This is a genomic window from Pseudomonadota bacterium, from assembly GCA_039815145.1.
GTDB lineage: Bacteria > Pseudomonadota > Gammaproteobacteria > Steroidobacterales > JBCBZW01 > JBCBZW01.
Genome location: JBCBZW010000002.1, coordinates 38,724 through 62,972 on the forward strand (window position 1 = coordinate 38,724; position 24,249 = coordinate 62,972).

At 66.2% G+C, this 24,249-nt stretch carries 24 protein-coding genes; 14 read left to right on the forward strand and 10 right to left on the reverse strand.

Translation table 11 applies throughout. From position 1 onward, the window contains the following. The first annotated feature begins 32 nt into the window (after positions 1-32). Positions 33-1,196: an acyl-CoA dehydrogenase family protein gene (locus AAF184_01190; protein MEO0420919.1), complete on the forward strand. Its 1,164-nt coding sequence runs from the start codon at positions 33-35 to the stop codon at positions 1,194-1,196. Between the two features lie 3 nt (positions 1,197-1,199). Further along, positions 1,200-1,781 carry a gamma-glutamylcyclotransferase gene (locus AAF184_01195; protein MEO0420920.1) on the forward strand — a complete coding sequence of 194 codons (582 nt, stop codon included), beginning with the start codon at positions 1,200-1,202 and terminating at the stop codon, positions 1,779-1,781. A gap of 63 nt (positions 1,782-1,844) precedes the next feature. Here the strand turns inward: AAF184_01195 and AAF184_01200 are convergent, their stop codons facing one another. Beyond that, complete coding sequence (locus AAF184_01200) at positions 1,845-2,081, reverse strand: DUF465 domain-containing protein (protein MEO0420921.1); 237 nt, start codon at positions 2,079-2,081, stop codon at positions 1,845-1,847. Positions 2,082-2,345: 264 nt separating this feature from the next. Between AAF184_01200 and ppk1 the strand changes: the two genes are divergently transcribed. From ppk1 to AAF184_01220, 4 genes are all read left to right on the forward strand, one after another. Next, positions 2,346-4,577 (forward strand): polyphosphate kinase 1, encoded by a 2,232-nt coding sequence (ppk1, locus tag AAF184_01205; GenBank protein ID MEO0420922.1) that lies wholly within the window; start codon positions 2,346-2,348, stop codon positions 4,575-4,577. Positions 4,578-4,668: 91 nt separating this feature from the next. Continuing rightward, positions 4,669-6,231, forward strand: a complete 1,563-nt coding sequence (locus tag AAF184_01210) for a CHAD domain-containing protein (protein ID MEO0420923.1) — start codon at positions 4,669-4,671, stop codon at positions 6,229-6,231. Beyond that, positions 6,228-6,989, forward strand: coding sequence for a ParA family protein (locus tag AAF184_01215; GenBank protein MEO0420924.1), 762 nt, complete (start codon positions 6,228-6,230; stop codon positions 6,987-6,989). Before AAF184_01210 ends, AAF184_01215 begins: the two co-directional genes overlap by 4 nt. Before the next feature lie 309 nt (positions 6,990-7,298). Then, positions 7,299-8,033 (forward strand): hypothetical protein, encoded by a 735-nt coding sequence (locus AAF184_01220; protein ID MEO0420925.1) that lies wholly within the window; start codon positions 7,299-7,301, stop codon positions 8,031-8,033. A gap of 87 nt (positions 8,034-8,120) precedes the next feature. Here AAF184_01220 and AAF184_01225 read toward each other — a convergent pair whose 3' ends face one another. Then, the gene (locus AAF184_01225) at positions 8,121-8,612 is read right to left on the reverse strand and encodes a CYTH domain-containing protein (GenBank protein ID MEO0420926.1); all 492 of its coding nucleotides are present in this window, start codon (positions 8,610-8,612) and stop codon (positions 8,121-8,123) included. 5 nt (positions 8,613-8,617) lie between these two features. Further along, a complete protein-coding gene (gene gpmA, locus AAF184_01230; GenBank protein MEO0420927.1) occupies positions 8,618-9,370 on the reverse strand; it encodes a 2,3-diphosphoglycerate-dependent phosphoglycerate mutase in 753 nt (250 codons plus the stop codon). A gap of 129 nt (positions 9,371-9,499) precedes the next feature. Between gpmA and AAF184_01235 the strand changes: the two genes are divergently transcribed. The 3 genes from AAF184_01235 to AAF184_01245 all read left to right on the forward strand — a co-directional run bounded on the left by AAF184_01235 (position 9,500) and on the right by AAF184_01245 (position 12,344). Beyond that, positions 9,500-9,745, forward strand: coding sequence for a hypothetical protein (locus AAF184_01235; protein MEO0420928.1), 246 nt, complete (start codon positions 9,500-9,502; stop codon positions 9,743-9,745). 78 nt (positions 9,746-9,823) lie between these two features. Beyond that, positions 9,824-10,819, forward strand: coding sequence for an alpha/beta fold hydrolase (locus tag AAF184_01240; GenBank protein ID MEO0420929.1), 996 nt, complete (start codon positions 9,824-9,826; stop codon positions 10,817-10,819). 58 nt (positions 10,820-10,877) lie between these two features. After that, complete coding sequence (locus tag AAF184_01245) at positions 10,878-12,344, forward strand: MFS transporter (protein ID MEO0420930.1); 1,467 nt, start codon at positions 10,878-10,880, stop codon at positions 12,342-12,344. Positions 12,345-12,355: 11 nt separating this feature from the next. Here the strand turns inward: AAF184_01245 and AAF184_01250 are convergent, their stop codons facing one another. Continuing rightward, positions 12,356-12,832 (reverse strand): BLUF domain-containing protein, encoded by a 477-nt coding sequence (locus tag AAF184_01250; GenBank protein MEO0420931.1) that lies wholly within the window; start codon positions 12,830-12,832, stop codon positions 12,356-12,358. 152 nt (positions 12,833-12,984) lie between these two features. Here AAF184_01250 and AAF184_01255 point away from each other — a divergent pair, with 152 nt between their 5' ends. Both AAF184_01255 and AAF184_01260 read left to right on the forward strand, forming a co-directional pair. Next, entirely contained in the window at positions 12,985-13,647 is a 663-nt protein-coding gene (locus tag AAF184_01255) for a thiopurine S-methyltransferase (protein ID MEO0420932.1), read from the forward strand. Between the two features lie 42 nt (positions 13,648-13,689). After that, on the forward strand, positions 13,690-15,054 hold the full coding sequence (locus AAF184_01260) for a class I SAM-dependent methyltransferase (GenBank protein MEO0420933.1): 1,365 nt from the start codon (positions 13,690-13,692) through the stop codon (positions 15,052-15,054). Positions 15,055-15,074: 20 nt separating this feature from the next. Here the strand turns inward: AAF184_01260 and modC are convergent, their stop codons facing one another. Both modC and modB read right to left on the reverse strand, forming a co-directional pair. Further along, positions 15,075-16,181, reverse strand: a complete 1,107-nt coding sequence (gene modC / locus AAF184_01265) for a molybdenum ABC transporter ATP-binding protein (GenBank protein MEO0420934.1) — start codon at positions 16,179-16,181, stop codon at positions 15,075-15,077. Next, positions 16,178-16,855: a molybdate ABC transporter permease subunit gene (modB, locus tag AAF184_01270; GenBank protein MEO0420935.1), complete on the reverse strand. Its 678-nt coding sequence runs from the start codon at positions 16,853-16,855 to the stop codon at positions 16,178-16,180. The genes modC and modB overlap by 4 nt, the downstream gene beginning before the upstream one ends. 111 nt (positions 16,856-16,966) lie before the next feature. On the opposite strand from modB, the gene AAF184_01275 reads away from it, so the two are divergent. Further along, positions 16,967-18,052, forward strand: a complete 1,086-nt coding sequence (locus AAF184_01275) for a TIGR03032 family protein (protein MEO0420936.1) — start codon at positions 16,967-16,969, stop codon at positions 18,050-18,052. 14 nt (positions 18,053-18,066) lie between these two features. Here AAF184_01275 and AAF184_01280 read toward each other — a convergent pair whose 3' ends face one another. Then, the gene (locus AAF184_01280; GenBank protein ID MEO0420937.1) at positions 18,067-18,444 is read right to left on the reverse strand and encodes a response regulator; all 378 of its coding nucleotides are present in this window, start codon (positions 18,442-18,444) and stop codon (positions 18,067-18,069) included. A 425-nt stretch (positions 18,445-18,869) separates the two neighbouring features. Here AAF184_01280 and AAF184_01285 point away from each other — a divergent pair, with 425 nt between their 5' ends. Then, the gene (locus AAF184_01285; protein MEO0420938.1) at positions 18,870-20,033 is read left to right on the forward strand and encodes a DUF6777 domain-containing protein; all 1,164 of its coding nucleotides are present in this window, start codon (positions 18,870-18,872) and stop codon (positions 20,031-20,033) included. A 16-nt stretch (positions 20,034-20,049) separates the two neighbouring features. On the opposite strand, the gene AAF184_01290 is transcribed toward AAF184_01285, so the two are convergent. Both AAF184_01290 and AAF184_01295 read right to left on the reverse strand, forming a co-directional pair. Further along, positions 20,050-21,993 (reverse strand): CRTAC1 family protein, encoded by a 1,944-nt coding sequence (locus AAF184_01290; GenBank protein MEO0420939.1) that lies wholly within the window; start codon positions 21,991-21,993, stop codon positions 20,050-20,052. A 179-nt stretch (positions 21,994-22,172) separates the two neighbouring features. After that, positions 22,173-22,535: a hypothetical protein gene (locus AAF184_01295; GenBank protein MEO0420940.1), complete on the reverse strand. Its 363-nt coding sequence runs from the start codon at positions 22,533-22,535 to the stop codon at positions 22,173-22,175. A 47-nt stretch (positions 22,536-22,582) separates the two neighbouring features. On the opposite strand from AAF184_01295, the gene AAF184_01300 reads away from it, so the two are divergent. After that, positions 22,583-23,368 carry a DUF4197 domain-containing protein gene (locus AAF184_01300; GenBank protein MEO0420941.1) on the forward strand — a complete coding sequence of 262 codons (786 nt, stop codon included), beginning with the start codon at positions 22,583-22,585 and terminating at the stop codon, positions 23,366-23,368. A 6-nt stretch (positions 23,369-23,374) separates the two neighbouring features. On the opposite strand, the gene AAF184_01305 is transcribed toward AAF184_01300, so the two are convergent. Beyond that, positions 23,375-24,022 carry a lipocalin family protein gene (locus AAF184_01305; GenBank protein ID MEO0420942.1) on the reverse strand — a complete coding sequence of 216 codons (648 nt, stop codon included), beginning with the start codon at positions 24,020-24,022 and terminating at the stop codon, positions 23,375-23,377. Positions 24,023-24,249 lie beyond the last annotated feature (227 nt).

A 24,249-nucleotide genomic window follows, 5' to 3' on the forward strand; every position in this document is an offset into this window, starting at 1 on the left:
CCTCGGCCGCACTTTTTTGGTTGGAGCCAGTCATGAATTTTGCACTCACCGACGAGCAGCGCATGATCCAGGACGCAGCGCGTGAATTTGCTCAGAAGGAAATCGCGCCGGTGGCCGCTGCCTACGATCAAAGTGGCGAGTTTCCGACGGAGACGATCCGTAAGGCCGGTGAGCTGGGTTTTATGGGCGTGGAAGTGCCCGAGGAGTACGGCGGGGCTGGCCTGGACACCATCGGCTACGCCGTGATGATGGAAGAGGTGTGTGCGGCGGACGCTGCCCACGGCACCATCATTTCAGTGAACAATTCGCTTTACTGTAACGGCATTCTCAAGTACGGCACGGAAGAGCAGAAGCGTCGCTTCGTCGTGCCGGTGGCGTCGGGGGAGGCGATCGGCGCCTACGCTTTGACGGAGGCCCAGTCCGGTTCCGACGCGGGCAACATGAACACGCGTGCCGAACTCAGTGACGATGGCACCCACTATGTGATCAACGGCAAGAAGCAGTGGATCACCTCCGGTCCCGTGGCGCGGTACGTGGTGCTGTTCGCAAAGACGGACCCCGATGCGGGTGCCCGCGGCATCACCGCCTTCGTCATCGATACCCAGGAGCCGGGTTTCAGCCGCGGCAAGACCGAGCCAAAGCTCGGTATTCGCGCCTCCGCCACCTGTGAGATCGAACTCGACGACTACCGTTGCCCCGTCGACGGGCGACTCGGCGAAGAGGGCGAGGGCTTCAAGATCGCCATGTCCGTGCTCGATGCGGGTCGCATCGGCATCGCCGCCCAGGCGCTCGGCATCGCGCGAGCCGCCTACGAAGCCTCCATCGAATACGCCAAGGAACGCACGGCCTTCGGTGAGCGCATCGGCAGCTTCCAGATGACGCAGGCGAAGATCGCAGACATGAAGACACGCCTCGACGCGGCGCGCCTGCTGGTGTTGCGCGCTGCGTGGGCGAAGATGGAGTCGGCGCGTACCGGTGCACGCTTCACGACGGAGGCCAGCACGGCGAAGCTCTTCGCGTCGGAGACGGCGATGTTCATCACCCATCAGGCGGTGCAGATTCACGGCGGCATGGGCTACAGCAAGGAGATGCCGGTCGAGCGCTATTTCCGCGATGCCAAGATCACCGAGATCTACGAGGGCACCAGCGAGATCCAAAGACTGGTGATCGCACGGCAGGAAACGGGGCTGCGCTGAGCGTTGGCGAGGAGGGCGCCGACCGAGGGCACAGCCCCCTCGTGTTGGGTCTTCGGCTACGGCTCGCTGGTGTGGCGGCCCGACTTCCCCTTCGAGGAGCGGCGTAGCGGTTGGATCGAGGGCTGGGCGAGGCGCTTCTGGCAGGGGTCGACGGACCACCGCGGAGTGCCTGGACGCCCCGGGCGAGTGGTGACCCTCATCCCGTCACCGGGCGATCGTTGTTGGGGCGTCGCTTACCGCATCAGCGACGACGTCCGCCACGCCGTCTTCGATCGCCTGGACTACCGGGAGAAGGGAGGCTACGAGCGGGACGAGGTAATCGTCCACGTCTCCTCGCCGGGCCAGGGGGGAGAGTTGTTGCGCGCCGTCGTGTATCACGCCGCAGCGGACAACCCCGAGTATCTCGGTCACGCGCCGACGCCCGAGATCGCCCGACAGATCTTGCTCGCCGAGGGCCCCAGCGGAAGCAACCGCGATTACCTCTTCCAGATGGCTGAGGCCTTACGTAGCGCCGAGGAGGAAGATACGCACGTGTTCGCGCTGGAGCGCGCCGTCCGCGCGATGCTGGACGAACGTGACCGTTAGGTAATCGGGCCGGGCCGCTCGACGAGCAGCCCGGCCGGGGTTGGGAGAGGGTGTCGCTAGCTCTTAGGCTTTGAGCATCGCGTAGAGCTGATCCAGATGCAGCAGGCGCATTCGCTTCAGCTCAGTGGTGTAGACGTCTGAGTGCACAGTGCGGCGGAGGCCTGTTCGCACAACTTCCTTGTTGACCCGCTGGTAGTCGTTGTAGAGCTCAGCGAACTCGCTGCTCGACTCCCTCAGCGTTGCGATCCGATCCCGATACTCCGGGAAATCCTCAGCCAGGTCGTGACTTTCTCCAATCATGCGCACCTCCTGATGGGGCGGTGGGTGGACGGATAAGTCGAAGTTGACTCGAATCTAGCGCACCTGTGGCGGGGTGTCACGCGTGTGCGCGAGACGGCTGGAACTGATGCGACGCGAGGTCGCGTTATGACTCAGGCGTAGTAGACTGGGGGATTCCGGGCGCGAACATGACCCCGTGGCATCGTCTGCCGCGGGCAGCGCCTTGTCGACCCTCCGCGGCTGGCCCACGGGAGGGCGGCCCCACCACCTTCAGGAGACCCCGCTCTGAGCGCTGCTACCCGCCAACCGCCCACTCGCACGCGCGCGAAATCCGCCGCCGCAGCGATCGATCTGAACGATCCGTCGCTGTACCTAAACCGCGAGCTGACCTGGCTCGACTTCAACCTCCGGGTGCTCCACGAGGCCCGCGACTCGCGCACTCCGCTGCTCGAGCGGGTGAAGTTCTTAGCCATCGTGAGCGGCAATTTAGACGAGTTCTTCATGAAGCGGATCGGGGGCCTGCGCAACCTGGTGATGGCAGGCATCGCCGATCGGGGACCGGACGGCCGCACGCCCAGCGAGCTGATCGAAGCATGCCGCACGAAGATTACTGCGGTGCAGCGTCAGCGCGAGGCGATTTTTGAGGAGGTGGTGTCGGACCTGGACGCCGCGGGCATCGGCATCTGTCGCTGGCAAGATCTGTCGCCGGGGGCGCGGACCAAGCTGCGCGACCACTTCATCCGCAACGTCTATCCTTTGATCACGCCGCTGGGGATGGACCCGGGCCACCCGTTCCCGTTCATCTCCAACCTCGCCTTGAACCTGTTGGTCACCATGTACTACCCCGCGGAGCGGGAGCAGCGCATCGCACGGGTCAAGGTGCCGGTCACCGACGAGGTGGTACCGCGCCTGCAGCGGGTGGAGGACAGCAACCGCTTCGTCCTCCTCGAGGATGTGATGGCGAACAACCTCGATCTCCTGTTCCCAGGGATGCAGGTGGAGAGTTGCAGCCTCTTCCGGGTGACCCGCAACGCACGCTTGGACCTGCCCCAGGTCGATAGCGGGGACCTGCTGGAACTGATCGAAAGCGGTCTGGAGGAACAGCCCTTCAAGCCCATCGTGCGCCTTCAGGTGGATGCGCAGATGCGCCCACAGCTGCGCACTACCTTGATGACTCGCCTCGGCCTGCAACCCGAAGACGTGTATCCCGTCCGCGGCATGATCGCGATGCGAAGCCTGTTCGAGATCGCGGCGCTGGACATCCCGTCCCTGAAAGCCCCGCCCCATCACCCGGTGGACCACCCGCGCCTCGCCCACGACTCGCGCAACATGTTCCAGCTGATTCGCTCGGGTGGACCGATGTTGGTGCAACATCCTTACGAGTCCTTCACCTCCTCGGTGGAACGCTTCCTGCGCACAGCGTCACTCGACCCCGACGTGCTCGCCATCAAGATGACCCTCTACCGCACCTCCCACGAGGGCAAGGTCATCCAATACCTGGTGGACGCTGCGCGCAATCGCAAGCACGTGGCGGTGCTGGTGGAGTTGCAGGCGCGTTTTGACGAGGCTGCCAACATCCGTTGGGCGAAGCGTTTGGAAGAGGCGGGCGTGCACGTGACCTACGGTGTTTTGGGACTAAAGACCCACACCAAGTTGATCCACGTGGTCCGCCGCGATCACGACGGTCTGCGCCGTTACATGCATATCGGCACCGGTAACTATCACTCGGGCACGGCGAGGTTGTACTCCGATCTCGGCCTGTTCACCTGCGATGAGAGCATAGGCGAAGACGTTACAGAGCTTTTCAATTACCTGACGGGATATCCCACTCCGCGACGCTATGGGAAAGTGCTGTGTGCACCGGAAACACTCAAGGCCGGACTGATTTCACGCATCGAGCGCGAAATTGAGCTGCATAGCGACACTCACCCTGGGCGCATTCAATTCAAGTGCAATGCGCTCGAAGATGTGGATGTGGTGCGGGCCCTGTATCGCGCGTCGATGGCAGGCGTTACGATTGACCTCATCATTCGAGACACGTGCCGGTTACGGCCGGGGCTCGCTGGGGTCAGCGACAACATCCGAGTGATCAGTATTGTTGGCCGCTTTCTTGAGCACGCCAGAGTTTTTTACTTCAACAACGGCGGGGATGAGGAATACTGGATAGGATCGGCTGACATCATGCGTCGTAACCTCGAATCGCGGGTGGAAGTAATCGCCCCGATCGAGGACACGGATTTGCGGGCACAGCTGCGGCTGATGCTCAACGTGCAGCTCGCAGACGCGAGAAGCGCGTGGGACATGAGGTCAGACGGCACGTACGTACAACGGCAACCGGCAACTCATCGAGAAAAGCAGGGAAGCCAGGAAACGCTGATCGCGATCGCCGCAAGACGCGCGTCCGCAGCGTTGAAGCGCAGGGAAAAAAGCCTGAACGACAGGCTGGCCAAACAGTTCAGTCGGCGCCTCGAGCGTCGCTCCGCCCGGGGATCTCGCAGCGATGATGGATCGCGCTGACGGGAAGCGGCGGCACGGCGTCGAGCAAGCGGCGCCGGGGAGCTGAGCGGCTGCGGTTGCAGACGCCCCGCGCGTCTGGACGCGGGGATTAATGAGACACGAATACGCGCTGCCCGAGGATTTCGCGGCGGCAGACATCGCCGACACTCTGTGTCAGCGCTTTGCGCTGCGGGATCTTGGCGCCCAGCGATGGGTGGTCTGCTACTTCGACACCTTCGATTGGCGGCTCTTCAATCAGGGCTACGTGCTGGAAGAGCATCGCAACGGCTCGTCCAATCACCTGCATTGGCGGTGCCTGGAGAACGGCGCCCCCGACCGCGTGCTGCCCAACGCACGCATGCCCCACTTCGCCCACGAGCTGCCGGTAGGGGCATTTCGTGAGCGCCTGTCTGGATTCACCGAGCCGCGCGCATTGTTGCCCCAGGTGATCGTGCACACCCAGGCCCACACGCTGAATTTCGAGAACGACGACGGCAAGACCCTGGCCCGGCTCACCTTCGAGACTGGCAGCCTGGCGGATGCCGATCACACCAAGGCGGCTCCCGTGGTGGCTCGGCGCCTTCGCCTGCAGCCCCTGCGTGGCTACGAGGCTAGCTGCAAGGCGTTGAGTCGCGAGGTAAAGCGCCTGGGCCTGCGTCTCGCCGAGCATGACCTGATGGTGGAGGCGCTCGCGTTCAGCGGGCGTCGGCCCGCTTGCTACGTGGTCCGGCCTCGAGTTCACCTCGCGCCTGAAGCGCGAACGGACGAGGCGGCGCGCCAGCTGCTGTCGGCCTTCTTCGGGGTCATGCAATGCAATCTGCCCGGCGTGCGGGCGCGCACGGACCCAGAGTTTCTCCATGACTTTCGCACGTCCCTGCGGCGCGCCCGCGCCCTGTTGAGCGAGCTGGACGGGGTGTTCCCCAAGCGCACCCTCGAGCGCTACCGGCGAGATCTCAAGTGGCTGGGCGAAATCACCGGGGATGCGCGCGACCTGGATGTGCTGGTGCTGTCGCTGGACGACTACGCGAGCCTGCTCGAGGAGGAGGGGGAGGTACGCGAGGCCTTCTCGACCCACTGTCAGAGCTTTGTCGCGCGAGAGCTGGAGCAGGCCTACGAGCGCCTGCACGAGCGTCTGGCATCGGTACGCTTCGAGCGCTTGGTGAGCTCCCTAAAGGAATTCGTAGCATCGCCGGCGCCGCGGCGTACGCCGCTGGAGCACGCGATGGCGCCGATCGACGGTTACGCCCGGGCGCGCCTGCGTCGACGCTTTCGCAAGTTGCGCAAGGCGGCCGTCGGCGCTGGCGACGGTCAGGACGCGCAGGTGCTGCACGACGCGCGCATCGTCGCCAAGCGGTGCCGTTACCTGCTCGATGCCTTCGCGACCCTGCTACCGAAGGACCGTGTGCGGGCGTTGCGCCGCGAGCTCAAGGCGTTGCAGGACCAGCTGGGTACGCACCATGACTGTTACGTGCACGAGCAAGCCTTGATCACCCTCTCCGAGCGGATGCGCTTGCAAGACGCCCTGACTCCCGCGGTGGCCAGCGCCATCGAACAGCTCCGCGTGGGCCTGCAGGCCAAGCAACGTGACCTCGGCGTCGAAGCGGCAGCCTCCCTGCGCACCTTTGCCAGCAAGGACATGCGAGTGCTCTGCAAAGCCCTGTTCGCCGCCCCATGACGGCAGTGATCGGTAGCTTCGCCATCAAGGGCGGTGTGGGCAAGACGGCCACGGTGGTCAACCTGGCTTACCTCGCAGCGTGCGAGGGCGCCCGGACCCTGGTCTGGGATCTCGACCCGCAGGGGGCCGTGAGCTTCTACTACCGCATGCAGCCGGCCCCTGGCGGCGGCGTGAAGAGCTTGCTGCGCGAGCGCGGCAGGCTGGCGCAGGCCGTGCGCAGCACCGACTACGCGAATCTCGACCTGATTCCAGCGGACCCGAAGCACCGCAAGCTCGAGCGCCTGGTGCACCAGATCACCAAGCCCCACCAGCTACTCGCAGCGCGCCTGAAGTCGCTGCAACGCGACTACGACTTTGTGTTTCTTGATTGCCCCGCGGGCTACACGCGCTTCACGCAAAGCGTGCTGCGTTGCCTGGATGCACTCCTGGTGCCCATCGTGCCGACGACCCTGTCCGTGCGTACCTGGGAGCAGCTGCTCGCCGAACTCGACGACAAGCAGACCAAGTCGCTGCAGCTCTTACCGTTCTTCTCGATGTGCGATCGGCGCAAGCAGCTGCACCGCGACATCATGGACGGACAACTACCGGGCAAGAAGCTCGCCCGCCCCCTGACCCACAGTGTTCCGTACGCGGTCGACGTGGAGCGCATGGGCGTGAAGCGCCAGCCCGTGGATCGCTTCGCAAGCACCAGTGATGCGGCGATGGCGTACCGAGGCATGTGGGACGAGATCAAGCTGCGCCTGGCATCCGCGCGCTAGCGCCAGCCCCCACCTGCGTCCTGCCCTGGGCGCCCAGCACCGTCGAAGGCCCCTCTCGGGCACCACACACGCAGCGGCTGATGCGAAATATCTGTCGCCTGTGGCGCCGGATTGCGCTAGAGTTCCGGCAGTTCGAGAAGTTTCGCGTCACCGAGATAACAAGACGCCTCACCGCGATCGAGCGATGTGCTTCGCAGCAACGCAGTACACGCCGACGACGAGTGGGCATCACCCTCGATCCACACCCCGGTGGGCTGGGCTGGCTGGATCGCGCTCTTCGCTCCCCAGCCAGACTCAAGGAGGGTCGACATGACCTCACGCAACCTTACGCGCGCCTTCGTACTCATCGGCGCCCTGGTCCTCGCCGGCCAAGGGGCCCTGGCCGACCATCACGACGATCCTGGCTTCAGCCGCGCGATCACCGTGTGGTGGGTGATCTTCAACAACCCCGATGCGTGCACGGAGAATCCGGGCGCTGCGGAGCAGTGCGGTCCCACGGACATCTTCGGCGCGGCCTACGTGGAGTCGCTGGAGAACGGCACACCGGATCCAGCCCTGATCGATCCCAACCTGGCGGCGGAGATCGCCGTGGTGTTCGCCACCGGTGGCACCACCACCACGCGTGGGGGCATTCGCTTGGTGGGGGCGATCTACCGCTCCGCGGCCGGTGGCGGCTTGGATCTTGGGAGCGGCAACATCGTCGATCCCATGGGCTTCGGTCGTGGCTACGAGAATCCTGAGGCCGAGGTGCACCTGGTGGTGCGAGATCATGGCAAGGCGCACCCCGTGCGTACCGAGTTGCGGCTGCAGATCCTGAACTTCCTGGAGCCCTACTGTTCCGACCCGAACCTGGATTACTTCGCTGGTCCGAACCTCTGCCGCGACGCCCAGTTTGCCCAGTTCGCTCCCGGTGAGACCGGCGCTGATCCGATATTCGAGTTTCACGATCCGTCCCACGCCGTGCACGGCGCGCGCGCTTACCTCGAGCGCAACGGTGACATGATGCAGTTCATCATCGAGACCCGCGTCACCCCCGCGCCGTAGGCGCTCGTCGAGCGCAGGCAAGGCGATGGCCTGCCTGCGCTCACATCGGAGCGAGCGAGAACGTTAGGATCAGTCGGAATCGACCGGTCAGGACGTGACGTCGGGCGGCGAATCGCCCCAGTTGCCGTAGGGGTGTTTGGCGAGGTAGACGTTGTAGTAGCGCTTATCCAAGGACACCTCCTCACCCAGCCAGTCGGGGGTGGGGTGTACCTGATCGGGAGAGGCGAGCTCGATCTCGGCGACGATCAGGCCGGCGTTGGCGCCTTCGAACTCATCGATCTCCCAGGTGAACTCCCCGTCCGGCACGTAGTGGCGCACCTTCTCGACCGGATGATCGGCGCACAGGGGAAAGAGGCCCAGGGCTTCGCTCAAGGGGATCGGAAACTCGAACTCCTGGCGCTCGATCGAGAGCGTGCTGCTCTTGATGTTGAGGTTGGCCTGCTCACCTTCCACGCGCACCCTGACCGAGGCGCGACCGGCCTCGCTCAGGTAGGCCTGGCGCATCGTGACGGAGCGACTCACCAGGGGGCGCCAGCCCGCGTTGCGCAGGAGAAACTTGCGCTCGATTTCCTGCCCCACGGTGGCTAGTCCTGCGCCTGACCCTGGGCGGCGACAGCCGCGGCCGCTGCCTTGATGGCCTCCGGGTCGCCGAGGTAGGCGCGGGAAATCTCTTTAAGATCGTCGTCGAGCTCGTAGACGAGGGGCACGCCCGTGGGGATGTTCAGGCCCGTGATCTCATCGTCGGAGATGCCGCTGAGCATCTTCACCAGCGCCCGGAGGCTGTTGCCGTGGGCGGCGATGAGCACCCGCTCGCCACTGCGCACTCGGGGCGCGATCTCGCGCTCCCAGAAGGGCTGCACGCGCGCCAAGGTGTCCTTGAGGGATTCCGTGCCGGGGAGGTGCGCCGGATCGACGCCGGCGTAGCGCCGGTCATGGCGAGGGTGGCGCTCGTCGCCGTCCTCCATGGCGGGCGGCGGGATGTCGTAGCTGCGACGCCATATGTGAACTTGCTCATCGCCGTGCTTGGCCGCCGTCTCGGCCTTGTTGAGGCCCTGCAGCGCACCGTAGTGCCGCTCGTTCAGTTCCCACTGCCGATGCACGGGCAGCCAGAGCAGGTCGAGCTCGTCGAGAATGCTCCACAGGGTGCGAATGGCGCGGGTCAACACCGATGTGTAGGCGACGTCGAAGGTGAGGCCGGCTTCGCGGATGAGTTTCCCCGCGGCGATCGCCTCCCCACGGCCTTGCTCCGTCAGGTCGACGTCCTTCCAGCCGGTGAAGCGATTGTCGAGGTTCCACGTGCTCTGACCGTGGCGGACGAGGACGAGCGTGTAGGGCATGGCACGAAGCTCCGCGGTGATGAGAGTGGCGCCAGAGCATACACCGCCGATGCCCGCACTTCGCTGGGAGCCGGTATGATGGTGTGACCGGAAGCGGCCGTGTGCCGTGCAGCCAAGGATCGCTGATCGATGGACGAGAGCCTCTGGAGCCTCTTCGATGCGTGGGAACGCGTACTCGAACAGACCTACGCGGCGCAGCGCTTACACGCGCCGGGGCCACAGCGCAGCGCGCGCACGGGGCGTCCCCTGGCTGTGCCCACGTCGTTGATCACGCTCGAGTCCTTGATGGGTAACGTCACCCGCTCAGGAGTGGGGGGGCCGGCCAGGCGCGCCGTCCTGGATCTGCCCGCCACCGATGAGTGGGATCTCGACTGAGGGTGACGCGCCGATCCCAGCCTCCATCATTCCGCGCCGCCTGATGAAGAAGATCTTATGCCTCCCGAACGTTTCCGCATGCCCGCTCGCGCACAGGCGGGGCGCATGGCCTGGGTGCTGTTGCCTTGGCTCGTGCTCTGCGCGGCCGGCACGACGGCGGCCCCGGAGATGAGCGGGGCAGGATCCGCAGTGCCCGCTGACCTCGCGCAACTTGACCCATGGCTCGCCGCGCGCGAGGCGGCCGTCGGCGATGTGCGCGAAGGCACGGAGAAGCAGATCGTCTGGCACGGCGGGGAGGTGCGACGCCGTCCCCTGGCCGTGGTGTATCTGCACGGGTTCTCCGCGACGCGCCAGGAGACCCGCCCTATGGCCGATCTGCTGGCCGACGCCCTGGGCGCGAATCTCTTCTACACCCGGTTGAGTGGTCATGGACGCAGCGGCGCCGCCATGGCGCAGGCGAGCGTCGACGACTGGCTCGAGGATGGCCGCGAGGCGCTCGCCATCGCCAGCCAACTCGGTGATGAGGTGATCGTCGTCGGTTGTTCGACCGGCGCCACCCTGGCGACGGCCCTCGCGATGGGGGAGGAGCTGAACCGGTCGGCCGTCAAGGCGATGGTGTTCGTGTCGCCGAACTTCGGCGTAGCCAATCGCAGCGCACGGGTATTCCTGTGGCCGCTCGGCGATCTGATCGCGCGCGTCGTGGGGGGCGAGCAACGTGAGTTCACCCCGGAGAACGAGGCCCACGCGCGCTACTGGACCACCCGCTACCCCACCGCTGCGGTCGGCACCATGATGCGACTCCTGCAACGGGTGGAGCGCGGTGACCCCGCCGCCATGGCCATGCCCGTGTTGAGCTTTTACTCGCCGGCGGATCAGGTGTTGAACGTCGCGGCGGTGATCGCGCTGCACGAGCGCTTCCCCAATCCCCGCAATCGCCTCCAGGCCGTGGAGGGAGCGGGCGATAAGAGCCAACACGTGCTCGCCGGCGACGCCTTGTCGCCGCAGACCAGTGCGCCGCTGGCCGAGCAGGCCTACCAGTTTGTGCTGTCCCTGGACCGACCGGGACCGGGCTAGCACTTACCTATCCTGAACGTTAGTCATCGCTCGGCACCGGGCAGAGGGATTCGCACCCTTGGATCGTAAGTGGGTTGTCTTTGTCGTCGTCGTTTTCGGCGTGTTCGTCTCCGTCGTCGACAACAGCGCCACGGTGGTCGCCTTGCCGACGTTGGCGCAGCTGTTCGGCACCGATCTGCCAACGGTGCAGTGGGTCACGGTGGGCAACGGGCTCACGATCGCCGCCTTGCTCGTGCCCATGGGGCGGCTCGGTGACCTGATCGGGCGCAAACTCGTCTACCTCATCGGCTTTGCCACCTTCGTGGCGGGATCCCTGGTGGCCTGGTCGGCCACCTCCATCGAGATGCTGATCCTGGCCCGCGTGGTGACGGGGGTCGGCGCTGCTGCTGCCCAGGGTAACTCCGTGGCGATTCTTGCCAACGCGTTCGAGAGTCGTGAGCGCGGTCGCGTGCTGGGCATGCAGATGGGTGTCGTCGGCGTCGGGGCGATCGTGGGGCCAGCGCTCGGCGGGTGGGTGATCGGCACGCTCGGCTGGCGTCAGGTGTTTCTCGGCGTCGCCGTGGCCGGCATCGCAGTGTTGATCTGTGCCCAGGCCGTGCTGCGTCGGCGCAAGGTGCGGCCCGTCGAGCAGGCACTTCGCTTCGATTGGCTGGGCGCCGCGCTCTCCGCCATGTTCCTGGTGGCGTTCCTGGTCAGCCTGTCGAGTGGCGCGCGGGTGGGCTGGTCATCGCCCCACCTGTGGGCGGGGCTGGCGCTCGCCTCGGTGTTGCTCGTGTTGTTCATCTGGCGCGAGCGGGTGGCCGCGGAGCCGATGCTGGATCTGCGCCTGTTTGCCATTCCCATCGTCGCCATGGGTGTGCTCGGCACCCTGACCACCTTCATGGGATTGGCCGCGATGCGCTACCTGGTGCCGTTTCACGTGCAGTCCGTGCTCGCCCTCGATGCCACCGCGACGGGGCTGGTGCTGGTGCCTGCCGCCATCGTGACGGCGATCGCCTCGCCGATCACAGGGGGCCTATCGGATCGCCTCGGCGCGCGTCGCTTCGCGCACCTCGGCCTCGCGGTGTGCGTCGTGGGCTTGATCGCGCTGGGCCTGGTGGGGCCGACGTCTTCTGTCACGTTCGTGATCATCGCCATGATGGTCACGAGCTTTGGCGCTGCCGCCTTCCATGCGCCGAACACCAGCTCGGTGATCAACGCCGTGCCCCGTGAGCACTACGGGGTGGTGTCGGGGTTCACCAACCTGGCGCGCAATGCCGGCAACGTGGTGGGTATCGCCCTCGCCACGGCGGCGGTGAGTGTGGTGATGGCGGGTGCAGGATTCGCCCCCACGCTCGATCCGGCGGCGGTACCGGCCGCCGAGGAGGCACGGGCCGCCGTGGTCGCGAGCTTCGATGGCGGAGCGCGTGCCGCCTTCTGGTTGCTGGCGGCGATCGTGTGCGCAGTGCTGGTGTGCTCCCTGCGCTTCGCGCGGGATCCGGTGTCGACGGAGGACGCCGAGCCACCTGCTGCCAGCGCTAGCTAGCGCGAGGCCGTCTACCTGGCCAGGGTCACCGGGCGCAACCCCACGGCGGCCGCGTCCGGAAGCTGGCAGATCGCTTTGGCGTCGAGGAGCAAGGCGTACACCTCGTGCAGGCGGTCGGGGATGCGAATCTGGCCGTCGTTGGACTCGTACTTGCTCATGAGGAGCCGACGCGGTTCCAAAGGCAAGTTGTACAGATCCAGCATCACCATGTCCCACTCGGGGAAGTAGGCGGGTCCCAGCGGTTCGTAGGTCAACAGGGTGACGTTCTCGTGGCGCGGGTCGTTCATGATGTTGCCGTACAGCTGATTGACGGCGCGCACGGGGCCTTCCAGCACCTGCAGGAACTTCTCGCCCGAGAGCAAGAGCATGCCGGTGATGTTTCGTGCGGCGTTTTTTTCTGCACTCTCCTTAGCGAGTTGCTGGAGAGCGGCTTCGGAGAGCATCTCGTCGATGCTGTTGCTGCGGTAGATCAGTCTGCAACGCGACATGGGCCTTCGCCGTGGGTCTGAACCTGACCTTGAGATTACCGGAATCACCGGGGCCTGGGGTAGGGCGGATGGGCCGGATGCGGCGACGCTAGCTCGCGTCGCCGAGGAGGCTACAATGGCCTTCTCATCAGTCGATTGTGCGGAGGCCACCGGTGCCCGATGCAGAGTTCTGGTTGGCGCGTTGGCGCGACGGCGCCATCGGTTTTCACCAAGGTCATACCAACCAGACGCTCGAGCGATTCATCGATCGCCTGGGGCTCGACGAGCGCCCGGGGGCGGTGTTTCTCCCCCTCTGCGGTAAGGCCTTCGACATGGCCTGGCTCGCCGATCGCGGGCACCCGGTGATCGGTATCGACCTGAGCGATATCGCGGCCCGGGAGTTCTTCGATGAGTACGGCCAGACGCCCAAGATCACTCAGGAGAGCCCCGAGCTCACCCGCTACGTGGCCGGCAACGTCACCTTCTTCGTCGGCGATGTATTCGCCCTCGAGCAGTCGCACCTGGCGGACGTCACGGCCGTGTTCGATCGCGGTGCCCTGGTCGCCCTCAACGATGCTGACCGGGCGCGCTACGTCGATCACCTGGCGCGCGTGCTGCCCGGCGCCTGCAACACCCTGCTGGTGGTGGTGGAGTACGACGAGAGCGTGATGCAAGGCCCGCCCTTCTCCGTGCGGGAGGAGGAAGTGCAAGCCCTGTTTGAGGCCAGGCACGAGATCGACCTGTTGATGCGCCGTGATGTGCTCGACGAGGAACCGAAGTTTCGCGAGCGAGGGCTCACGGCCATGGCTGAAACCGCTTATCTCCTGCGAAGCTAACGTGAGTCTTGGGCAACGCACGCGCCCGCGGGGGCAGAGGCGGTGAGTGCCCTCGAGGGGCTGTTGGCGTGCCCGAGTAGCCACGGCGCCCTGGCGTTCGTCGATGGGGAGTGGCGCAGCGACACAGCCAAGTACCCGGTGCGCGCTGATCTGCCTTGCCTCTACGCGGCGCCCGAGGCAGCCCTCGGCGAATGGCGCTTGCGGTTCCAGCGTGAAGTGGCGCTCGCCAAGCGGGAAGCTGGCGATCTGCGCAAGCACCTGGCCAGCGCCGGCAAGCGCCTGCCCGCGGCCAGTCGCGAGCGCATGGCGAAGGTGGCGGAGGGCCGTGCGCGCTACGCTCAGGAAGTGGCGCAGGTGCTGGGCCCGTTCTCGCAGGGGCCCGTCGACGAGGCTGCTCTTCAGGCCGACCTTGCTACGCTGATTGCCTTGCGTACGCGCCTTCCGCCCACCCAGGGGGTGCTGACCTACACGGCCAACATCTTCCGCGATTGGGTGTGGGGCGAGGCGGAGAACCAGGCGTCGCTCGAGGCGGTGCGCGCCGTGCTGCCCGCCGAGACCCACCACCGGCTGGTGCTCGGCAGCGGGGCAGGTCGCTTGAGCTACGACCTCCATCAGCACCTCGCCGACGGCCTCACCCTGGCCCTCGACATCAATCCGTTTCTCGGCCGCATCGGGCAGCTGCTGAGCGCCGGCGGAGAGATAGTGCTGCACGAGTTTCCCCTGGCGCCCAAGGGGCTCGCGGACGTGGCGGTCGCTCACCGACTCAAGGCCCCAGCGGCGGCTCACGAGGGACTGCACTTCCTGTTGGGCGATGTGCATCGTCCGCCCGTCTTGTGGGGCAGCATGGATCTGGTGCTGACCCCATGGGTGGTCGACATCGTGGATGAGGACTTCGCGCGGCAGGCACGTCGGATCAACCGCCTGCTCAAGCCCGGCGGGCGCTGGATCTCCTTCGGATCGCTCAGTTTCTCAGGCGCAGAGCTAGCGACACGCTATTGCCTGGAAGAGGTGATGGCGCTGGTGGAAGAGGCGGGCTTCGCTACGCCCGAGGTGGTCGAACACGAATTGCCGTACCTGCGCTCGCCGCACAGTCGCCATGGGCGGGTGGAACAAGTGGTGGTACTCGCCGCCGACAAGACGCGCGATGCCCGCGCCGACGCGGACCACGTCAGCCTGCCGGACTGGATCACCGTGGGGGAGAGTCCCGTGCCCCTCAGCGAGTCCTTCAAGTTGCAGGCGGCGTCGACGCGCATCCATGCCTTCCTGATGTCCATGATCGACGGCCAGCGCTCGATCGCCGACATGGCGGCCCTGATGGAAGCGCAGAAGCTGATGCCGCAGGCGGATGCGCGGGAGGCGATCCGGGGTTTCCTGATCCGCATGTATGAAGAGAGTCGACAGAGCTAGCGAATTCTCTAGGTTATCGCTCAGTCACCCGGTCGATCGAAGCTCACGGACTTGATGAGCGCGTAGAGCGCGAGGTCCTCTCGCAACGACAGCTCCTCGCTGGCGGAGCGGGTGACGCGCGAGCGCAGCTGTTGCTGTCCCAGGGCCAGGGACACCTCGACGAAGGGCGAATCAGGAGCCGCGGGCTGGCAGCGGGTGACGCGCGCGCGCAGCACGTTGCGGATGCTGATGGCGGGCGGCGGCTCGAGGGCCAGGGACACGTCCCGGGCGAGGACCCGAAGGCGCAGGGCCTGGCCGGCGGCGACGGGCGCCGACGTCGGGATCACCAGCGTATGCTCATCCACCTGCACGCTCATCAGCCGATGGTGCTCATCGTAGGGCCCGGCCTCGCCAAGCAACAACACGCCGGCGTCGTAGCGCCCGGTGATGGCCTCAAGGTCGGCCCGCGCCAGCACCTCACTCACCGGTCCCAGCAGGCGTTGCCGCCCCCCGTCGAGCACCAGCACGCGATCCGCCAGGCGCGTCACCTCATCGAGGGCGTGGGTTACGTAGAGCACGGGCAGGGAGAAGCGTGCCGTGAGCTCGTCGAGGTAGGGCAGTATGTCGCCCTTGCGAGTCGCGTCCAGGGCGGACAGGGGCTCGTCCAGCAACAGCAGCTGCGGTCTTGCGAGCAAGGTGCGGGCGAGGGCGACCCGCTGTCGCTCACCGCCCGATAGCCCATCCACGCTCCGCGTTAACAGCCCGCTGAGTTCGAAGGCCTCGATCGCCTCGTCGAAGTAGTTCTGTTCGCGCGCGTGCTTGGGCACCTGTCGCCAGGCGAAGTGCAAATTGCCGCGCACATCGAGATGGGGGAACAGACGGCCATCCTGAAAGGCCAACCCGACGGGGCGATCGTGGGCCGGGACATCGATGCCTCGGTTGCTGTCGAGCAGGCATTGGTCGGCGAGCTGGATGTGACCCTCGGCGCGGTCGAGACCGGCGATAGCGCGCAGGAGGGTGCTCTTGCCGCCGCCGCTGGGGCCGAACACGGCGGTGATGCCCCGCAGAGGCAGGCGCTCCGCCAGGGTCAGGGTGAAGGTGCCGCGGTCGACCCGCAGTTCGAGGTCGAGCGTATCGGACTCGCTCATCGGGCACCTCGCGATCTGGGGTGCCGAGCGTTGCCGGTGTAGACCAGCAGCAACACCAGGAAGGAGAACAGCAGCAGTCCGAGGGACAGGGCGTGGGCCTGGGCGTAGCGCAAGGTCTCCACGTGTTCATAGATGGCGATGGAGATCACGCGGGTTTCGCCAGGAATCGCCCCGCCCACCATGAGGACGACGCCGAACTCCCCCACCGTGTGAGCGAACGCCAACACGGCCGCCGTGAGATACCCCCGGCGGGCGAGGGGCAGGGCGATCCGTACGAATCGCTCGGTAGGTTTGGCTCCCAATGTGGCGGCGGCTTCCAGTAGACCATGATCGACGCCCTCGAAGGCACGCTGCAGCGGTTGCACCGCGAAGGGGAGCGAGTACAGCACGGAGGCGACCACCAGGCCGCTGAAGGAGAAGGTGAGCGCATCGCCGGTAAGCTCCACCCACAGGCGTCCGAGCGGGGCGTTGGGGCTGAGTAGCGTGAGTAGGTAGAAGCCGAGCACGGTGGGCGGCAGCACCAGGGGCAGGGCGGTGATGGCCTCCACCGCGGGACGCAGGGCGGAGCGAGAGCGCGCAAGCCACCAGGCCAGGGGCGTCGCGAGGGCGAGCAGGATGAGGGTGGTGACGGCCGCCAGGCGCGCCGTCAGCCAGACGGGACCCAAATCGAGCATCAGGCGTGGTCTTCGAAGGTCATCACTCGTCAGTATAGCGTCCGACCCATGCCCTCGCTGGCGGCGATGCGCTGATACACTGGGGTTCGCGTGTTCCACCCGGGAAGACCAATGAGCGATAAGGCGTCAGATGGGCCCGCCGCCGCTGCCAAGGCGCCGCCGTTTGAAATCTCCGTGTCCCGCCAATTCGTGCCGTGGCTGGTGGAAGTGGGTGCCAGCCTGGCCTTTACGACCTATCAGGTAGGTAAGGTGTTCTGGATCGGCCTCAAGCCCGACGGTCGCCTCGAACTCTTCAACCGCACCTTCAATCGCTCGATGGGGATGTACTGCTCCTCGCAGACCCTGTACCTGAGCACGCTCTACCAGCTGTGGCGCTTCGAGAATGCCTTGGGCCCCGAGGAACGCCATCAGGGCTACGACCGAATGTACGTACCGCAATGCGCGTGGACCACCGGCGATATCGATATCCACGACATCGCCCTCGACAGCGCCGGGGGGCCCATCTTCGTCAGCACGCTCTTCAGCTGCCTGGCGCGGCCCAGCGAGACGCACAGCTTTGCTCCGGTGTGGAAACCGCCCTTTATTTCCCGCTTGGCGGCGGAAGATCGTTGCCACATGAACGGCCTTGCGATGGTCGACGGGCGTCCCGGCTACGTCACCGCCGTCAGTCGCAGTGATGTGGCCGACGGTTGGCGCGAGCGTCGCGAAGGCGGTGGGGTGATGATCGATGTGGCGTCGGGTGAGGTGGTAATGGATGGCCTCTCCATGCCCCACTCGCCCCGATGGCACGACGGCAAGCTCTGGGTGCTGGACTCGGGCAACGGCCGCTTCGGTTGGGTCGATACGCAGGCGGGGCGCTTCGAGGAGGTTGCCTTCTGCCCGGGCTATGCACGCGGGCTGGCCTTCGTTGGGTCGTACGCGGTCATCGGCCTGTCACGGCCGCGCGGTGAGCGCAACACCTTCGCGGGGCTGGCTTTGGATAAGGCGCTGCGCAAGCGCGACGTCGAGGCGCGCTGCGGTCTCATGATCGTAGACTTGAGGACGGGCGACGCGCCGCACTGGCTACGCATCAGCGGGGTGGTGGAGGAACTCTACGACGTGGGGGTGTTGGCGAGCGTGATACGCCCTATGGCCATCGGTCTGCAATCCGATGAGATCCGGCGCACGCTGAGCGTGGCGCCTGCGGCCGACTTGTAGCCGGCACGGGCTGCTCAGGCCAGGGCGGAGTCGTTAGCGTTTGCGATGGCATCAGCCACCGTCGCTAGCAGTAGCGATGCGTCGAAGGGCTTGCTGAGCAGGGCGAAGGCGCCGCACTCGTGCGCTCGTTGGTTGAGGCTAGGGTCTCGGTTAGCCGTGGCCAGGACCACCTCGATGGCCAGGCGCTCGCGCAGGCGCGAGGTGAGCTCGAACCCGTTGCCGCCGGGCAAGCAGACGTCGACGATCGCGGCCTTCGGAGGCGATTCCAGCGCCTTGGCAAATGCCTCTTCCACGTGGGAAGCCGTGATGACAGCGTAGCCGGAGTGCTCCAGGCGCATGGTGAACGCCCTATTCAGGTTCTTGCTGTCTTCGACCAGCAGGATCCGTGTCATGTACCTTTTCTCTTCCCCGCATCCCGTTGGAATGCACGCGGACGCGCGTCCGCCCCGGGGCAATGCATCAGCGCTCTAGCGTGGGGCGAGGCGCTCGGGATGTCTAAGCGATCTGGCGCTGTCCGCAGATCCCTGTGATGGTGGTCACAAGGGGGGTGTCAACGACCTGACAATAGTGCGCCGAGCGCTTGCTTGCGAGCCATCCGATGAGGCTCATGTGCGTCATTGGCGCGTCATAAGAGGCCGTCCATCGAGTAAACAATAGTCCAGCTACTGCGTTATGGACTGAGTTCAGACTAAAATGGTCGCCCGTGAAGCACTCGTCGACATTTCAGCCTTTCGTCAAACACGACAACGACGACCTCGCGCCGCGCCCTGTAGTCGGTAGGCGACAGGCTGGGCCAGGGCGTTGGCGCCAGCTGTTGGTGCCGTGGCTGCTGTTTGCCACCGCCGCTACGCACATGGCCACCGTGAGCGCCGCCGAGCAGCCGCGAGAGGTTGCCCCTGACAGTCGTGGCGCCGCCTCCTTCTTCGTGCTCCCGGTCGGTGAGCCTTACATCGATGTGCCCGAACGTGGCAGTGGCGCCTTCGATCCGGAGCTCATCACCCTCGGGGGCCTTTGGGCCCGCTACGGTGACCGCGAGTGGTACATACGCCTCGACCCGCAAGCTTGCGACCTCGCCGGTTTGCAAGCCGGCTTGACGAGGGATGCCTCGCGACGGGACGCATTCGCCGCCATCCTGGGCTGGCCCCGCAACGAAGTGGTGGGGCGCTTGGGTGCGCTGCGGGGGGGCTACCTGCAGTCGCACCTCGACGTGATCAACCACGGATTCAGCAATGGGGAGGCCTTCGGTAGCCCGAGAAGGCTCGCAGAAGGTACGGCGGTGCTGATCGACAATCGCGGCATCCCCGTGGTGCGTTGCGCCTGCGGCAATCCGCTGCTGTCCCTTCCCCCGCAAGACGAACCCCCGTTGCCCGCACAGCTGGCCGATGGGGGACAGCTGACCGAAGCACCGAAGCTCGGCGACATCGATGAGACGCCACTGAACCAATCGCAGACGGATGAGGGTGGCAACGATCCGGTCGGTACGACGCCTGAGGTGGATCCCGAGCGGTCAGCCCCCGTGGTGGTGGACCAGGAGGAGCAGGCCCCGCCGGAGGAAGCCGATCCCGCAGAGGTGCTCGAGGACATCCTGAGCGAAGACGAGCCCGATCCGATCCAGGTGGCCCAAGAGGAGCCGCTGGGCCCCGATGATCCCCTCGCTGATCTGCGCGCACCCCCGGTGCCGACGGGCGGGATGATCGGTGAGTTCCCAGAGGAGGAGCTGCCCCTCCCGCTGAGCGTCGTGGTGGTGGCTCTGCTGCCCATCGCCGACGAACTCGGTGACGATGTGGTGGGTGACGAGGCCGATGAGGTGGGCGGAGGCCTCGGTGGCGGCGGTGGTGAGATGCCGCCCGAGGATGAGGTGACCCTGCCGCCTCCTACCAGCGCCCCGGTGCCCGCGGCGGGTTGGCTGTTCGCCGGCGCCTTGGCGTGGCTGAGCGTCTCTCGAACGCGCCGCCGGCGCGAGGATTCCCTGGCCGCCTAGTCGGCCCGGCGTCCGGTCAAGGCTGCTCGACGGGCGCCGCTAGCACGTTGCTCACGATCGAATCCGACCCCTGTGCGCCCCGGCGAACCACCGCTTGAGCGAACAGCTCCTTTAGCTGCGGGTTCGCGCCCACGGTGATCTCGAGCGCGGCTTCGCCGGTGGCGTCCGCCACCGCGCTGCCGCGGTAGCTCCCGCCCTGCAGTTCCAGGCAAGCGCCGCCGAAGACGGGATAGCATGGCCCGCTCCCCACACCTTGCACCGAGGTGAAGAAGTGCGCCCGTTGCCCCGGGGCGATGCCGTCGAGGCGTAGCTCCGCCGTCTGCGCGGCCACCAGAGGGGAAGCGCTCAGCGGCGGCAACACTGTAATCGTCAGCCGTTGGTTGGTGCTCACGCCACGCAGGCTCGTGAGAAACCCGTCGGGGCCGATCGCCGTGACCTGCTGGGCCAGGGTGTGCGCTCCCATCCCGAAGTGGGCGAGTAGTTCGTGGCCGCCGAGGTAGCTGGCACCGCCGGCGATCATGCGCTGAAGGGTCTCACCGTTGGCGGAGAGGCGGATCTCGTAGCCTTGACCATCCGGGGCGACGTCGGGATGGGCGCTCGTGTCGACGAGCACTTCCAGCCAGTTGGCGTCCTCACCGGCGATGTCGTTGCGGTAGAGGCGCAGGGCGCCGCCGTGGGTGGAGATCACCAGGTCCATGTCACCGTCATGGTCGTAGTCCAGGAGGCCGAGGCTCCGGCCCTCGCCCGTGTGATCGAGGCCGATCGCCTGGCCCATCTCGGTGAAGGTGAGATCGGCGTTGTTGCGGAACAGGTAGGTGGGCTCGTTGCGCCAGTCCTCCCCGTGTACCGGATCGACGTGGGGCCAGCCGTTGGTCATGACGATGTCTTCCCAGCCGTCGTGGTCCAGGTCCAGGGGCGCGGTGCCCCAGCCGAAGCCGCCGTCGTTGACGCCGCCGCTCTCGGGCAGCTCCGTGAATTGATGGTTGCCCTCGCCGAGGTAGAGGCGATTGCCCGGGGGGCCCAGAAACTGCATGGAGGGGTAGGCCGCTGTCACGAACCAGTCGTAGTGACCGTTGCGGTCGAAGTCGGCGATGGTGGCTCCCATGCCGTGCCACACCTTGTTCTCACCGAAGATATCGACCTGGGTGAAGGTGCCGTCGCGGTCGTTGGCGTAGTACTGGGTGCCCCCACCGTCGTTGGCGATCATCAGCTCCGGATAGCGGTCGCCGTTCATGTCCGCGAAGATCGCACCGAAGGCACCCGTTCGGTTGCGATTGCTGTGTACCACGCCCGCGGTCTGGGTGACGTCGGTGAAGGTGCCGTCGCCGTCGTTGCGGTAGAGGCGCGAGCGCGGTAGTTGCTGTTCCGCGTCGAACCACCAGCCGGAGACCCACAGATCGAGATCTCCATCGAGGTCGTAGTCACCGAAGGCGGGGCCGAAACCGTCAGGCTGATCGCCCAGGGCCTTGACGCCAGCCTGCTGGGCCACCTCCTCGAAGCCGGTGCCGGTATTGCGGTAGAGGCGGTGCACGCCGGGGGTAGGCACCTCACCGGCATCCCCATGACTGGTGACGAAGAGGTCGATGTCGCCGTCCTTGTCGTAGTCGCCGGCCGCCGCGCCGTTACCCCGGTAGAGATCCGTAAGGCCCCACTCGGCGGCTCGATCGGTGAAGGTGCCGTCGCCGTTGTTGAGGTAGAGCACGTCCGCCGTGCCGCCGCCGCCCACGGCGAAGATGTCCGGCCAGCCGTCGCCGTTGAAGTCAGCGATCGTGGCGCCGCCGTGCATCTCACCGCCCACCTCGATATCGGCGATCGGGCTATGGACGAAATCGAGTCCGGCCGCGCTGGTTTGCTCCGAGAACGCCGGAGTGGCGCCCTGGGCGGGCATCGAGCTACCGAATAACAGGATTAGGGCGGCGGTGGCGTAGGCGGTGCCGAAGGAAGCGTGGTCGTGGGTCACGGTAGATACCTCGAGCGTCCTTGCAGGTGGTTCTGGGGCGTGTCGTTTTAGTTATCGTGGCACGGAGCGGGCAGAGCGCGCCCGGTCCCGGCGAGTTCGATCGTAGCACACGCGCTCGGCCCGTTTGGCGAGGTGGTGGGTAGCAAACGGCTGCGTTAGTAGCTGCGATGCAGCAAGGCCTAGGGAGGGTCCGTGTCGGTGAGGCGCTGGCGTTCCAACGCCTCTGCCGCGTCCCGGGCCCAGGGGGTGGAGAGGCCGAGTCGACGAAGCCAATCGCGCACGTTCTCCCGATGCCATAGGAGCCGGCGCCCAACCCGCACGTAGTGCACGCCGCTGGCCAGCCCTGCACTGGCAGACCGCCCGCGCCAAAGCTGCTCGCGGGTCAAGCCGGAGGCGTCCACCAGCTGCTCGGTGGTGAGGAACCGCCGATCGGGATCTGCGGCCTCGGGCAGGCGTCGGCGGCGATGATGGCGCTTACGGGGCATGCGGGGATTGTCGCAGCTTGTGTCGGCGCGCGTCGTCGGCTGGAGCTGGGTCGCCATTGTGCCTACAGTGATCCCTCTCGCGCGCGACATCATGGAGAAGAGCCTTGCGAACCCCCCTGTACCGAGGAGCCGGCCAGACCCTCTTGCTCACCGTCCTGTGCCTGAGTGTGACGCTGCAGAGCGCCCACGCGGGTTGGTTGGACCGCCTGAAGGGGGTCTTCACGGGGGACGAGGAGACGAGCGAGACCGCCGAAGGTGGCGTCGCCTCCCTGGGCACGGATCAGATCACCAATGCCCTGCGCGAAGCCCTGCGCGTCGGCGCTGGCAACGTGGTGGGGCAGCTCGGCGCCCAGGATGGCTTCAACCTCGATCCCACCGTGCACATCCCCTTACCGGACCAGCTGGACCAGGCCCGTTCGGTGCTCGCTCGGGTTGGGCTGGAGGCATCCCTGACCGATCTCGAAGTGCAGCTGAACCGGGCGGCGGAGGTAGCCACGTCCAATGCGGGGGAGCTCTTCGTCGATGCGATCTCGCAGATGACCCTGCAAGATGTGCGCGACATTCTCCAGGGCCCGGACGATGCGGCCACGCGTTACTTTCGCAACACGATGGGCGTCGAGCTGTCCGAGCGCATGACGCCTGTGGTCTCCGAGAGCCTCGACCAGGTGGGCGCGGCGCGCCTCTACGAGCAGACCGTGGGCCGCTACAACTCCCTGCCGCTCGTGCCACCGATCGAGTCGGACCTCACCTCCCACGTGGTCAACCTCGGGATTGACGGCATCTTCCACTACCTCGCTGAGGAAGAGGCAGCCATCCGAGCGGATCCGGCCGCACGAACGACGGATCTCCTGCGCACTGTGTTCTCCGCGGCCGCGGGGGGTAACGATTAGGGCACCTCAGGGCGAGACCTGAGCGTAGGCACCCGCCGCTGGCGCTGTCGGGAGTGCGCTCTCGCCTAGCGCCGGTGGGTTGTCCTGTTGCACCCAGATCAGCGTCTCTACGTCGAATTCCAGCTCGCGCGCTTTGGCGACCAGGGCGTCCTTGACCGACGCTGGCAGCTCGGGATCACGGGCCAGGATCCACAGGTAGTCGCGGTTGGGACCGCAGACCAGGGCGTACGCGTACGCTTCGCGATCGAGAGCGATCACGTTGTAGCCGCCGAAGAAGGGCCCGAAGAAGGACACCTTGATCTCGGCCACGTCCCGCTCGCCCACGAACAAGGCCCTGCCCTCGACCGACTTCCATTCCTGACGCTTGGTGGAGTAGCCGCTGTTCACGACGCCGACGCTGCCGTCTTCGCGCAGCGTGTACTCGGCGCGAACGTGGGTGAGGCCGCGTTCGAAGCGATGATCCAGGCGAGCGATCTCGTACCAGCGGCCGAGGTAACGCTCGAGTTCGAAGTCGTCGACCGCTTGCACGCCGTCCGGCACACCCACACATCCCGTTAGCCAGAGGGTGCACAGGGTGATCAGTATCGTGGCGGCATGCCGCCGGCTGCCGTGCACCGTGGGCACGCCCTCGATCGCGTCGCTTCTCTGCCTCATGGACAGGTTCTCCTGAGTATGCGTCCAGGCGAATTGTACTAAGTCCTGGCGTCCCCCGTTGCGCTTACACCATGGTGCCCCGAGCCACTCGAGCAGCGTCCGGGCGGGTCGGGCGGGTGGCTACCGGGGCAAACGCCTTCGCCCCGGACTCCTGTTCTCCCGGGCCCTTGTAACCGAAGGCTGGCTATCCCCGGCTACGCACCCGTACGTGTCGTTTCGGGGGTGTC

What these genes read in the sequence shown, in the direction of transcription:
- gpmA (MEO0420927.1), bottom strand. Translation starts at nt 9,370, where the DNA reads ATGCCCTACACGCTCGTCCTCGTCCGCCACGGTCAGAGCACGTGGAAC.
- AAF184_01280 (MEO0420937.1), bottom strand. Translation starts at nt 18,444, where the DNA reads ATGACACGGATCCTGCTGGTCGAAGACAGCAAGAACCTGAATAGGGCG.
- AAF184_01240 (MEO0420929.1), top strand. Translation starts at nt 9,824, where the DNA reads ATGCCCGCTCGCGCACAGGCGGGGCGCATGGCCTGGGTGCTGTTGCCT.
- AAF184_01200 (MEO0420921.1), bottom strand. Translation starts at nt 2,081, where the DNA reads ATGATTGGAGAAAGTCACGACCTGGCTGAGGATTTCCCGGAGTATCGG.
- AAF184_01250 (MEO0420931.1), bottom strand. Translation starts at nt 12,832, where the DNA reads ATGTCGCGTTGCAGACTGATCTACCGCAGCAACAGCATCGACGAGATG.
- AAF184_01190 (MEO0420919.1), top strand. Translation starts at nt 33, where the DNA reads ATGAATTTTGCACTCACCGACGAGCAGCGCATGATCCAGGACGCAGCG.
- AAF184_01275 (MEO0420936.1), top strand. Translation starts at nt 16,967, where the DNA reads ATGAGCGATAAGGCGTCAGATGGGCCCGCCGCCGCTGCCAAGGCGCCG.
- AAF184_01235 (MEO0420928.1), top strand. Translation starts at nt 9,500, where the DNA reads ATGGACGAGAGCCTCTGGAGCCTCTTCGATGCGTGGGAACGCGTACTC.
- AAF184_01210 (MEO0420923.1), top strand. Translation starts at nt 4,669, where the DNA reads ATGAGACACGAATACGCGCTGCCCGAGGATTTCGCGGCGGCAGACATC.
- AAF184_01215 (MEO0420924.1), top strand. Translation starts at nt 6,228, where the DNA reads ATGACGGCAGTGATCGGTAGCTTCGCCATCAAGGGCGGTGTGGGCAAG.
- AAF184_01305 (MEO0420942.1), bottom strand. Translation starts at nt 24,022, where the DNA reads ATGAGGCAGAGAAGCGACGCGATCGAGGGCGTGCCCACGGTGCACGGC.
- modC (MEO0420934.1), bottom strand. Translation starts at nt 16,181, where the DNA reads ATGAGCGAGTCCGATACGCTCGACCTCGAACTGCGGGTCGACCGCGGC.
- AAF184_01220 (MEO0420925.1), top strand. Translation starts at nt 7,299, where the DNA reads ATGACCTCACGCAACCTTACGCGCGCCTTCGTACTCATCGGCGCCCTG.
- modB (MEO0420935.1), bottom strand. Translation starts at nt 16,855, where the DNA reads ATGCTCGATTTGGGTCCCGTCTGGCTGACGGCGCGCCTGGCGGCCGTC.
- AAF184_01295 (MEO0420940.1), bottom strand. Translation starts at nt 22,535, where the DNA reads ATGGCGACCCAGCTCCAGCCGACGACGCGCGCCGACACAAGCTGCGAC.